The sequence below is a fragment of the Niallia yueguangensis genome (assembly GCF_052663115.1).
Genome location: NZ_JBQTCX010000015.1, coordinates 12,559 through 25,428, shown reverse-complemented (window position 1 = coordinate 25,428; position 12,870 = coordinate 12,559). Strand labels below are relative to the sequence as shown.

7 protein-coding genes are annotated in these 12,870 nt (G+C 34.4%); 1 reads left to right on the top strand and 6 read right to left on the bottom strand.

Translation table 11 applies throughout. From position 1 onward, the window contains the following. Window positions 1-20: 20 nt before the first annotated feature. From ACTYA4_RS14305 to ACTYA4_RS14295, 3 genes are read right to left on the bottom strand one after another with little or no spacing between them, the layout of a single operon-like run. Window positions 21-890: a transglutaminase family protein gene (locus ACTYA4_RS14305; RefSeq protein ID WP_443482238.1), complete on the bottom strand. Its 870-nt coding sequence runs from the start codon at window positions 888-890 to the stop codon at window positions 21-23. Continuing rightward, entirely contained in the window at window positions 887-1,849 is a 963-nt protein-coding gene (locus ACTYA4_RS14300; RefSeq protein WP_443482239.1) for an alpha-E domain-containing protein, read from the bottom strand. The genes ACTYA4_RS14305 and ACTYA4_RS14300 overlap by 4 nt, the downstream gene beginning before the upstream one ends. Continuing rightward, a complete protein-coding gene (locus ACTYA4_RS14295) occupies window positions 1,850-3,307 on the bottom strand; it encodes a circularly permuted type 2 ATP-grasp protein (RefSeq protein ID WP_443482240.1) in 1,458 nt (485 codons plus the stop codon). A 287-nt stretch (window positions 3,308-3,594) separates the two neighbouring features. Here ACTYA4_RS14295 and ACTYA4_RS14290 point away from each other — a divergent pair, with 287 nt between their 5' ends. After that, window positions 3,595-5,244 carry a glutamine--tRNA ligase/YqeY domain fusion protein gene (locus tag ACTYA4_RS14290; protein ID WP_443482241.1) on the top strand — a complete coding sequence of 550 codons (1,650 nt, stop codon included), beginning with the start codon at window positions 3,595-3,597 and terminating at the stop codon, window positions 5,242-5,244. Between the two features lie 275 nt (window positions 5,245-5,519). Here ACTYA4_RS14290 and ACTYA4_RS14285 read toward each other — a convergent pair whose 3' ends face one another. From ACTYA4_RS14285 to bcaP, 3 genes are all read right to left on the bottom strand, one after another. After that, window positions 5,520-8,270, bottom strand: coding sequence for a tetratricopeptide repeat protein (locus ACTYA4_RS14285; protein WP_445505700.1), 2,751 nt, complete (start codon window positions 8,268-8,270; stop codon window positions 5,520-5,522). Between the two features lie 1,113 nt (window positions 8,271-9,383). Continuing rightward, window positions 9,384-10,475, bottom strand: a complete 1,092-nt coding sequence (gene hisC, locus ACTYA4_RS14280) for a histidinol-phosphate transaminase (RefSeq protein ID WP_443482243.1) — start codon at window positions 10,473-10,475, stop codon at window positions 9,384-9,386. A gap of 559 nt (window positions 10,476-11,034) precedes the next feature. Beyond that, entirely contained in the window at window positions 11,035-12,447 is a 1,413-nt protein-coding gene (gene bcaP, locus ACTYA4_RS14275) for a branched-chain amino acid transporter BcaP (RefSeq protein WP_443482244.1), read from the bottom strand. Window positions 12,448-12,870: the final 423 nt, after the last annotated feature.

Genomic DNA, 12,870 nt, shown 5'->3' with positions numbered 1-12,870 from the left:
ATCGAAGGGAAAGCTCTTTTTTAACAGTAAACTTTATCGTTATCTTTTACTTTGCTTACACTAATGGACACGCTCATATCTTGTGTTCCACTTCCAATATATACCCCTTTTAATGGCGTAATATCTGCATAATCCCTTCCTGTCGCAACACAGATATGCTGATTTAATGCCATCATATTATTGGTTGGATCAAAACCGATCCAACCGTACTCTGGAATATACGCTTCTATCCATGCATGTGTTTGAGAATCTCCCCGCATAGCAGCGTCTTCTCCACCATATATATAGCCGCTCACATAACGTGCTGGGATACCGGCATTTCTACATATCGCTAACATGACATGAGAAAAATCTTGGCAAACCCCAGATCGTTTTTCAAATGCTTCATAGGCAACCGTTTTTACATGTGTAGCACCAGGTACATAGGCAAAACTATTATAAATATATTCATTTAATCTGTGCAAAAAGGTGTAGACATCCGTATCCTTTTCTCCTAGCTTGTCCATTACGGATTGAATCATTTCTTTTTTCAGCATCGTATAAGATGTGGGCATAAGAAACTCTGCATACTCTGCCTGAAATGATGCCATTTTCATTTTATTTTTCACCTGTTCACTAATAAAAATATCCTGCTTTTGATAATTAATTTCCAATAAAGAACGAGTTTCTACTAATAATTCATCATGAGAATCCCAAATATAAAAAGTACTGACTTCATTTCCCCAATAATCATCGTGATGATAATAAGTTGCTTGCGGATTTATGATAAGGTCATATTGCAATAACTTTTGACTTGTAGTTGACAATGGTTTGAAAATACATTGATTAATGCTTTGCTTCACTGGCAAGCTATATTTATAATGTGATCGTTGAAGCACTTCATATTTCATGTTGGAATCATCTCTCCTAGATAATATGTCTCCATTATCGTAATTCCAAGCGAATCACAAAGGAGCTGTAACCTTTGACAATATTCATGGAGTGAAATCGGTAAATTTTGCACTGAATGATAGCGCAATTCTTTATGTAACTCTTCTAGTTGATCATATAATTTTCTTGCATAATCATTTATTTGTTGTTTTTCCAACCGTTGAAAAGCATCGGTTAACTGCTGAACACTGTAGCTTGCTGAACGTGGCAACGTGTCATCAAATAGCAAATAATTAACTATTTTAATAGGGTCCATCGATGCTTGGTATTTTTGAATATAAGAATCATATCCGCTTAAGCTACTTAAAACAGAACTCCAAAAATGGTAGTGACTATCTTCATTTTCAACTCTTTCTATTTGTTTGTTATGATAACACACGTCAAGTGTTTGAGCTAATTTTCGGATAACCTCCAAATATTTGCCGAATACTAAAAATGAATATCCTTCTGTTCGTGGCATTAAAACTGAAATAATCCCTTGAAATAATAAATATTTTTCCCGAATACTTTGAAAATAGCGATTCAATTGTTCCATTTTTAAATCGGCTGGCCTGAAATTTTTTATTTCTAAATATAATTCATTTATTATTTCCCATAATTCGATTGGAATCATCTCACGAATCGTTCTAGCATTTTCTCTTGCAACCTTTATACAAGATAAAATAGAGTTAACATTAAATTTAGAAAAAGCTATGTACTGGATAACAGAGTCACGATCATATGTATCATATAATTTATTATAATCTTCTTTTTTGCTTGTTATTTCAATAACTTCTTTCCAATCACTTTCCGTGCCCAGCAATGGATTGTGATTTTCTAGAATAGTTACAATTCTTACTGATAGCAGCTTTGCCATGCAATCAGCTCTTTCCATATTTTGAGCTATCCAATAAAGAGAATCTGCCACACGACTTAACATTTATTCCGCCCCCTTGTCGTCTGCACTATTGCCTAATACCCATGTGTCTTTGCTTCCGCCGCCCTGTGATGAATTGACAACAAGCGAGCCTTTTTTTAATGCAACTCTTGTTAATCCCCCTGGTACAACACGTGGTTCTTCATTTAACAATACAAATGCACGAAGATCGACATGCCTGCTTTGAATTCCCTCTTCTGTATATGTAGGCAACGTTGAAAGAGAAATGGTAGGCTGCGCAATAAAGTTTTCCGGATTTTCGATTATTTTTGCCCGGAATATGCTTTTCTGCTCTTCTGTAGCATGCGGACCTATTAGCATATTGTATCCGCCAGAAGAGTTTCTTTCTTTAAATACAAGTTCATCCAAGTGATTTAATGCATAATCGTAATCTTCCTTTTTGGATAAAATATATGTTTTTACATTCGACAATATCGGCTCTTCATTTAAATAATATCGAATCATATCCGGAACGTATGCATATGTTGCTTTATCATCAGCAACCCCATTTCCAATCGCATTGGCAATAGATACATTCCCCGCACGATAAGCATCCAACAAGCCTGGTACTCCGATTAAAGAGTCTTCTTTAAACTCTAAAGGATCTAAATAGTCATCATCAATTCGTCGATAAATAACATCTACTTGCTGTAACCCTTTTGTTGTTTTCATATATACGACTCGGTTTTGAACAATCAAATCTCTACTTACCACCAGATCTATTCCCATCTGTTTTGCTAAAAAGCTATGATCGTAATAAGCTGAGTTAAACATCCCTGGTGTTAGCAAAGCAATTGTTGGGTTTTCTTTATTATTTGGTGCGATGCGTTTTAAAGCAGCATGCATCTCGTATAAATAATTATCCAACGACTGCAATTCATACCCTTTAAACATCTCTGGAAAAAGCTTTCTCATAATATAACGGTTTTGAAAAACATAGGAAAGCCCGGAAGGATTTCGAATATTATCTTCTAATACTAAATAGTTCCCTTTTTCATCCCTAATCAAATCAATGCCAGCAATAAAGACATGATTTTTTTCAGGAACCTTTACCCCGTATACCTGATGATAAAAATGGGGAGATGTTACAATTAATTCACGAGGAACTACGTTATCTCGCAAAATATTTTGTTCGGTATAAATATCCTCAAGAAAACAATTTAACGCTTTTACTCTTTGCTGCAGCCCCTTTTCAATGACTACCCACTCATTTTTAGGAATTATTCGCGGCAATGGATCAAAAGGCATCGTTCTTTCCGTTCCTTCTTCGTTATCATATACAGTAAATGTTATCCCTTGTCTCATAAAATCCTGTTCAGCTAACATATGTCTATTATTAATAGTATCCTCATCTAATGAAGACATATTTTCAAATAATGATTGGTAATGCATTTGCGGCTTTTCTGGATTTTCAAACATTTCATCAAAATAATGTTCTCTTATTTCATAATTTTTTATCATTTATTAAACACCCCTTTTACAAACTATTCGACAGAATACAGCAAATCCCTTCTAAAAATTTAGAATTTTATAAAAATTTTAATATATGTTACAAAATTAAAAAATAGCAAAAATACATAAATTATTCTACTTTCGTTTCGTTTCTGCGAAGTTTATAATAAAATTTTGGTTATATTATTGTTATAATCATAATAAGTACTTTTTTTATTTATCTATTTATCAGCTTAGTTTGTGTTCTTGATTACTTACTAAAAACTTCATATATAAAAAGAAAGGTGGTTATATAGATGGATAATAACTCAAATTTTATTAAAAGCATTATTAAAGAAGATTTAGAAACAGGGAAACATAGTTCTGTGGTTACGCGCTTTCCACCAGAACCAAATGGTTATTTACATATCGGGCATGCAAAATCCATTTTTATTAACTTTGGTCTAGCAGATGAATTTAACGGCAAAACGAATCTTCGTTTTGATGATACGAACCCATTAAAAGAAGATATTGAATATGTAAATGCTATCAAAGAAGATGTAGAATGGCTTGGATACAAATGGGAAAATTTACTTTTTGCATCTGATTATTTTGATGAAATGTACAACCGTGCCGTGTTGTTAATAGAAAAAGGACTTGCTTATGTCGATGATTTATCTGCAGACGAAATCCGAGAATACCGTGGAACTTTGACAGAACCTGGTAAAGAAAGTCCGTATCGTACACGTTCAGTGGAAGAAAACCTTCAGCTTTTTAAAGCAATGCGAAATGGTGATTTTGGAAATGGTGAAAAAGTACTTCGCGCCAAAATAGATATGGCTTCACCAAATATTAATTTACGTGATCCGGTGATTTATCGCATCTCCCACGCAAATCATCATAATACAGGGGATAAATGGTGTATTTACCCGATGTACGCCTTTGCTCACCCATTAGAGGATGCCATCGAAGGAATCACCCATTCGCTTTGCACAACAGAGTTTGAAGATCAACGACCTTTTTACGATTGGGTAATTAAAGAATGCGAGATGGAAAGCACCCCACAACAAATAGAGTTTGGGAGACTTAATATTACAAATACTGTAATGAGTAAACGAAAATTAAAACAATTAGTGGATGAAGAATATGTAGATGGATGGAATGATCCACGAATGCCGACTATTTCCGGCTTAAGAAGAAAAGGCGTTACCCCAGAGGCAATCCAAGCATTTTGTAAAGAGCTAGGAATTTCTAAAGGCTCTGGTGCTGTTGACTCTGCGATGCTCGATCATTTCGTTCGGGAAGATTTAAAATTAAAAGCACCAAGAACAATGGGTGTATTAAATCCGTTAAAGGTTGTTATTACAAACTATCCTGAAGGACAAGTTGAAATGCTGGATGCGGAAATTAATCCTGAAAACCCTGAAATGGGAACAAGACAAATTCCTTTTTCTCGTGAAATCTATATTGAACAAGAAGATTTTATGGAAAATCCACCGAAAAAGTATTTCCGTCTGTTCCCTGGAAACGAAGTTCGCTTAAAACACGCATATTTTATTAAATGTGAAGATGTCATAAAAGATGAAAATGGCAATGTTGTTGAGCTTCACTGTACGTATGATATCGAAACAAAAAGCGGATCTGGTTTTACAGGCAGAAAAGTAAAAGGAACACTTCATTGGGTTGATGCATCACAAGCGATCCCAGCTGAATTCCGTTTGTATGAACCTCTTATTTTAGATGAGGAAACAGAAATAGAAGAAGGAAAAACATTTTTAGATTATGTGAACCATCATTCACTTGAGGTTGTACAAGGTTTTATTGAACCGAATATGAAAGATGTTCAAGCATACGACAAGTTTCAATTTTTTAGACACGGATATTTTAGTGTAGATCCAAAGTATACTACTTCTGAAAAGCCCGTATTTAATCGTATCGTTTCCCTCAAAAGTTCATTTAAATTATAATTTCTTATTAAAAAGGCAGCCCAATTAGGACTGCCTTTTTTACATAGGCTGTTTTCTCAAAGTTTGTTGTTTTTCGCGTAAAAAAATGAGAGTAGAAGTACTTAGCAGACTGAATACACGTAGACTGCGAGAAAGACGAGACTTAAGCAGAGCGTATGCGACGAGGAGGCTCGACGCTCGTCCACGTAAAGCGAAGTGTATTCAGGCTGCGCGTTTAAAAGCAACAATCTATACGAAAACAGCCTTTACATATTTCCGCTGCTGTCTAAACAAGATCATTTTTCCTCTTGAAAAACGCTTGCTGTTGCCAACTTTGATGCACTTGTTAACCAATCATACTGTAATAATTGAAGCTCAAAAAGCCTTAGTGGATCATGGAACATCTCTGGGTTGTTTTTTAATTTTTCTAATAAGCTTTTGTTATCCTTTATTTCTACTACTTTTTCCGCAATTGTTTGCTGCAGCACGCTTTGTGGATTTTTAAAGAACATGTTAATGTCACTATCTATTCCCTTTTCAAAAAATTCAAACGGGACAGTAAATGTATTGGAAACTGAAGCTGCCACTTCAGAAAAATCTTCTGTTTCAAGAAATTTTTGATATTTTGAATAAAGCATTTTTTTATTTTGCGGAATACTTCCTAATAATTTCCCGGCACTTTTTAATAAAACTTGAGAAGGTTTAAATCGCAGCAAAATATTTTGGTGATCAACAACAATTCCACTTGTCAGACGACGAGCGTCTCTTTTCCAATCATTAAGTACGGTAAAATCACCTATTAATTCCATCTGCTGATTTTCATAAAGATCATTGAATCCTTCACATAGCTCCTGCAAATACTGTTGGCTGTTTGTAAATTCTTGTTCCGATAACTCAATCCATCCAGCTATTTGATCATGAAGATTCGGTAACAGCGTGTTCTGTACATATTGATTAATCCGCTTATTCATTTCATCATTTAACTGAACATGTATTTTTCCAAAGTCACTATCTTCCTTCACCATATCTTTACATGATTGCAGCAACTCCGGAATATCTTTCATTATTTGTTGTGTGACAACTCTCTTTAAACGATGAAATTCCTCCGTTATGACATTAGCTTTTTCCGCTTCCATATCACTCAATTGGTTGCTTGCACCAGTTAATTTACTAACAATTTCTTGATACATCGTCAACGTGTCGCTTATGCTATTTTCCAAATCTACCCGTTTATCAAGTAAGTTTGTGATAAGGTCTTGAATTATCGCAATGCTTTTTGCTGTTCTCTCTTCTTTCATCCGTCTATCAGAAAAATGCCTTTGATAATAGCTGCTTATCTTAGCTAAGTGATTCCCTCTATCTTCTTGCTGTGAATAGATAAAGATTTCACTTGTTGGAAAATAGTGCTGAATAGTAGAGGTTGCCTTTTGCAATCGCTTTGTTGCAACCATTTCGTTATCTGCATCTTCCATATAAATTAAAAACTGAATAGTAAGCTGTGGAACTTTCTCTTGCATCTCTAATAATTTCTCATGTTCATTATTTCGAAATAATGTTCTATCATTTATTACATAGACTAGACTATCTGCTAACAACCCATACTCTGCATATTGTTCGTTAGGGTAAAACGGTGCAGTCGTAATGATCCAGTTATTTTCACTTAAAAATGGAGATGGAGTATATAAGTCATATACTTTTACATCATTTTGATGATCTGTTACAAGTAATTCATCGTAAAAATTAGATAAATTGTCAATTGTATCATCTTCTTCATCTGTAATTTCCTTAATTTCCAAATAATCATGCTCTTTAATAGCCACTAGACTAGTAGTATCTTCCGTTAAAATTGCTGCTCCAATCAGTTCATTTATATATTCATTTACACCGCTTTCAGGAGCTCCAACGATAAAAAGATGTGAAGCTTTCGATGGAATATATTCGATGACTTTTTTGGCAAATTTCTTATCTATTCGAATATCATGGTTATCTGCCCAATTTAATATATCTTGAAAAAGTTGTATAAATTGTGATAACTCAACATATGTTCCTGATATTTGGTTAATCCGAGCTTCTGCTTTCGCCACATATTCACCTTGAATGGTATATGGAAACATGTCATTCCATGCTAATATATACGATGCAGCAACCATTTCTTGCTGGCCTTCCGCAATCGTAAAGTAATTGCTTAAAGCAACTGATGCAATACCTTTTATGTCTTTAATAGGATACACACCGCTAATTAATGTGATATATGTTTTTCCTAATTGAGCAGGAAGTTCTCCCCATGGTTCAAATGAATCAGCCAGTATTTTATTAAATAATAGATTAAATTCTTTTAACCAAGTTAAATAATAGCTTGTATTTTCGTATTTATTCCATATAGATAAAACCAATCGTTCAAATGTTTGCTGATCTAACTTCTGTGCATGATCTAAACTAGTGATGAAATAGCCCGGTTCATAGTTTGCAGTTACCCCTAAATCGGCATAGTTTATTAGAGATTCATACCATTTTAATGATTCCGTTCTTGCCCCTTCCTTCATAGCTAACTCTACCGCTTCATCCCAATACTTTTGTTCTTCAAAATATGACCGTGCAAGCAATGTCATATTATTATAGTCTGGATGGCTTATTATTAGCTTCTTAATCGTAGCCAGTGCCATTTCATGGTTTCCTTTTTCTATGTAAAGAGCAAATAATTGTAAAGAAATTTCGACGTTTAATAAATCAGAGTCGGAAAGAATCGCTTTATAAATACTTTCAGCAGTAGGTAATTCTCCTAATGCCATATAGGCATCCGCTAAGTTTTTCTTTGCCCATGGCTCTAATTCATTATTAATATTTTCCCATTTAAAAATAGCTGCTTCATAATCTTGATATTGAAAATAAAGTTCACCTTGTGCAAAGCGAATAGAAGTTAAATCCGGAATATTTTTGCTTTGTTCTGATCTATATAATTGCCCTAACACTTCAATAGGAAGTTCCTTTCTATCCTTTGTGTATCCTTCATAATATAGTTTATCTATTAATTTTTTTTCTAAAGTCATAAACTTCCTCCTGTCATCCCTGTTAGAACTTACTATTCAGCAATATTGTATCGTATCCCTTTTCTTTCATTGTAGCAAAAGGAATTTCCTGCTTTATTGCGGAAATAGTTCATTTTTGTTACAGTTTTTTTACTTCGGCATAGAAAAGAGAAAGCAAAACCTGTCAGCATATTGTTAGCGTACTTTAATATCGAGGGCTTCTTCTAGTGGCTATATGCCCGTTCTCATTACTTATTGCTTTTTTCACGTAGGTCTACAGTCTAAATTTTAGGCTATTTTCGTATAGATGGTTATTATTTAACCCGCAGCCTGAATACACTTCGCTTTCCGCGGACGAGCGCCGAGGCTCCTCGTCGCTATGCTGAGGTTACTGAAAAAGTGGATGCTATCAAATATAGATAGTGACAATCCAAGTACTCAGAGGTTTTCGTTCGGTTATCCGAGGCTTACCACACGCTTTCCGCGGGGCGAGCGCCGAGCCTCCTCGTCGCTTTGCTCCTGTGGGGTCTCGCCTGTCTCGCTAATCCCGCAGGAGTCGTACGGACGCCTCTCCTAACCAACATGATAGTCGTTCCCAAACTATATATACCATTTTTATCCAACTAAACATAAGAGCTTTATCTATTATTTATATAATAAAACACTTCTTCAGTGGCCTCGCTATGCTCCTGCACAAGTCTTGTCTTTCTCGCTTTTCCCGCAGGAGTCTACGTGTATTCAGGCTGCTCAGTGTTTCAACCATGTTTATTATTTTATTCAAAAACAACAAACTTTTAGAAAACAGCCAAAGTTTATTAATAAAAGAGAACTAAAGACATAGATATGAAATCAAACGATCTTTTCATTTTAAAATTGCACAGTCGATTAATCATACAATGACAAAATCGGCAAAAAGGCAAGTTACTTAAAGTAACCTGTCTTTTTGCCGATTTTATTTACGAAGAATTTTTGGAACAACCATTAAATGATGATCGTTTTCAAATTTTTTTAAAAATGCAATAGTAATCTCAATAGAAAAATCCTTTATTAGGTTAGAATCTCCTTCTATTCTTTGTTAGATGGTGGAGACGAGGGACGAGTCTCCATTGGAGTTTTGTATGTTTCTAAATGAATTTATCCAATCAAATTTTGCAATGCTTTAATAAACTCTTCATTCTCTTGCTGACTGCCAATAGAAACGCGAATTGTATGGTCGTAGCCAAGCAAATGACCTGAACGAATGATAATACCTTGCTTTAACAATCCTTCAAATATTTCTTTTCCAGGCTGATTTAGCTTAATCATGATGAAGTTGGTATGGGAAGGAAAGAATTCTAATCCCATTTTTGTTAATTCCGTTTCTAAATACTTTCGACATTTTTCATTCTGAGTCGCGCAATATTCTACAAAATCTTCATCTTCTAAAGAAGCCAACGCAGCTGCTTGTGCTAATCGGTTTGTATTAAATGCATCTTTTACTTTCACTAATTCTTCGATGATAGACGGATGCATAATGCCATAGCCAATACGCAAGGATGCTAATCCATAAACTTTTGAAAAAGTGCGAAGAATGACTAGGTTGGAATTTGTCTGAAGAAAAGGAATCGTTTCTAAATATTCCTCGTCATTGACATACTCATAATAAGCTTCATCGATAACTAGCATAATATGTTTAGGTACATCGTTAATAAAGTCTGCTAATTCTTGTTTTCTCACGATAGTTCCTGTTGGATTATTTGGATTACAAATGACAATCATTTTCGTTTTTTCTGTAATCGCGTTATACATAGATTGTAGGTCATGAACACCATCCACTAGAGGAACAAGCACCGGGCTACCACCTTCAATTAATGTGTTCGTTTCATAACGAGGAAAGGTAACATCAGGCATAATGACTTCATCGTTTGCATCTATATAACTTTTTGTCAACAAACGAATAATTTCGTCAGAGCCATTTCCGATAATAATCTGATCCTTCTCTACCTGCAGTTTTTCAGCTAATTTATTAGCTAATGCTGGTGCTGTCATCTCAGGATAAAAATGCGTTTGATCCATTTCCGATAGCATCGCTTCCTTTGCTGATGCTGAATATCCATAAGGATTTTCATTCGATGCTAATTTAATGATTCTTTCAAGCCCTAATTCGCGCTGAACCTCTTCAATAGGCTTTCCTGCCACATATGCATGTATATTTTCAAGATTTTTTTTAGCTGTAATAGTAGTCATAAGATTATTCCTCCATTTAATGTAATTGTAATTCATTTTCCATATTCATTTTTCACTATACTCATAATAGAATATGCTCCACTATTTTTACATACAAAAACGTAGGATGTTTTCAATATTATTTTACATTTAAAATATATTAATCTATTTTTTTATTCGTTTTGTAATAACGAATAAAACACATCTCTACAAAAGAAAAACAGCTCTCTATCGTAAGAGAACTGCTTTTTATCTATGAATATTATTAACAATCATTCCATCCATTTTTTCTCTAAATCTTTAAAAGCACCTTGCAATTTATATACTTACTTTCCTTAATAAATCATTACATGAAAATAAAAAATGGCTCTTTACGTATAGATTGTTGTTAAACCCGCAGCCTGAATACACTTCGCTTTCCGCGGACGAGTGCCGAGCCTCCTCGTCGCTATGCTCCTGTGGGGTCTCGTCTTTCTCGCTTTTTCCGCAGGAGTCTACGTGTATTCAGGCTGCTCAGTGCTTCAACCTTGTTTATTATTTAATTCAAAAACAACAAACTTTTAGAAAACAGCCTAAAAAATTATGCCACTTGATCTTTATTTTCCGCTTTCCCTAATTCACTATTTTTTCTTCCATAAACCAAATAAACAAATAGACCAATTACCAGCCAAATACAAAAACTTATCCATGTATAACCTGGAAGCTGAATAATCAAAAATCCGCAAAATAGAACCGATAAAATTGGAACAACTGGTACAAACGGTACTTTAAAAGGTCTTTTTAATTCTGGCTGTGTTTTTCTTAATACAAGAATTCCAATGGATACAACAATAAAGGCAAATAATGTTCCGATATTTGCAAGCTCAGCCAATTTGTTCAATGGAACACACCCTGCAAAAACAGCTACAATAGCACCAGTAATTAGTGTATTAGAAATTGGTGTTTTCGTTTTTTTGTTAACATTTGATAAAACCTTAGGCAATAGCCCATCACGACTCATTGAATAAAACAACCTTGTTTGAGCATACAGCATGACAAGCAATACTGTTGTGATCCCGACAATCGCACCGAGAGAGATAAATCCAGCAGCCCAATCTTGCTGAATATATTGCAGGGCAAATGCAGCTGGGTTTTTTACATTTAATTCTGTATATGGGACAATTCCAGTAAGAATCGAGCTGACAATGATATAAAGAACGGTACAAACAGCTAGAGAAGCAATAATTCCTATTGGCATATTGCGCTGAGGATTCTTTACTTCTTCCGCCGCTGTAGCAACAGCATCGAATCCTAAATAAGCAAAGAATACAGTAGCAGCACCAACCGCAACTCCTGAAAAACCAAATGGCATAAAAGGTGTCCAATTTTCTGGTGTGACATAATTAAAACCTACAAAAATAAATAAAAGAATAACACTAACCTTTACAATAACCATAATGGCATTAAATCTAGACGATTTTTTTACACCGCTAATGAGAAGCGTGGTAATAAGAAAAACAATAAAAATAGCTGGCAAATCAATATACGTTCCTTTTTCAGGATTGTACGCACTCGTTAAGGCTGTTGGCAGATGTATCCCAAAACCTGAAAGAAGCCCTTGGAAATAACCAGACCAACCACTTGCAACAGCTGAAGAAGCAAGTCCATATTCTAAGATAAGATCCCACCCTAATATCCATGCAAGTAACTCCCCAAATGTAGCATAGCTATAAGTATAAGCACTTCCAGACGTAGGAACAATCGAAGCAAATTCAGAATAACAAAGGGCTGCGAATAAGCAAGCAAGTCCAGATAATACAAAAGAAATAACAAGTGCCGGACCTGCATGTAATGAAGCAGCTACTCCTGTTAATACAAAGATCCCTGTTCCAATAATCGCTCCTATCCCAAGCATTGTTAAATCAAAGGCACCTAAATCTTTTTTTAAATGAGATCCTTTGTTGTTTGCTTGAGACAATAATAAATCAATCGACTTTTTTCGAAAAAGATTCATATACTTTCCTCCAGTTAAAACATTAATGTTAGGTTTTCTAACTCGATATTCAATCCGAATTCATTCATTTTTTCGCTAATTGTATTATTTCCCATGAATAAATCAGTGTAAAAAAACTTTCTCCTTCCTTAGTTCTTAAATAATTTTCAATATTCTTTTTAATAATATTAAGTTATTAATAATGTTATTTATATAATAAAATGTATTTATTTTCATAATAAAAACTTCTATTTGTATAAAAATAGAGTAAAATATATTCAAATTAAACATTAGTATTTTATGGATTGCACCACAAACCCAATTATTTACATGCAAACAATATTCATCCACTAAAAACAATCTTCTCTTTTTATTAATTATTTCCTAAGATTCTCGCAGTTTTATTGACAAATAAAGACGAATATCCGCATTTCCCGATGTAAC

Excerpts from the sequence above, each read along its gene's own strand:
- ACTYA4_RS14295 (WP_443482240.1), bottom strand. The coding sequence starts at position 3,307 with ATGATAAAAAATTATGAAATAAGAGAACATTATTTTGATGAAATGTTT.
- hisC (WP_443482243.1), bottom strand. The coding sequence starts at position 10,475 with ATGACTACTATTACAGCTAAAAAAAATCTTGAAAATATACATGCATAT.
- ACTYA4_RS14285 (WP_445505700.1), bottom strand. The coding sequence starts at position 8,270 with ATGACTTTAGAAAAAAAATTAATAGATAAACTATATTATGAAGGATAC.
- bcaP (WP_443482244.1), bottom strand. The coding sequence starts at position 12,447 with ATGAATCTTTTTCGAAAAAAGTCGATTGATTTATTATTGTCTCAAGCA.
- ACTYA4_RS14300 (WP_443482239.1), bottom strand. The coding sequence starts at position 1,849 with ATGTTAAGTCGTGTGGCAGATTCTCTTTATTGGATAGCTCAAAATATG.
- ACTYA4_RS14305 (WP_443482238.1), bottom strand. The coding sequence starts at position 890 with ATGAAATATGAAGTGCTTCAACGATCACATTATAAATATAGCTTGCCA.
- ACTYA4_RS14290 (WP_443482241.1), top strand. The coding sequence starts at position 3,595 with ATGGATAATAACTCAAATTTTATTAAAAGCATTATTAAAGAAGATTTA.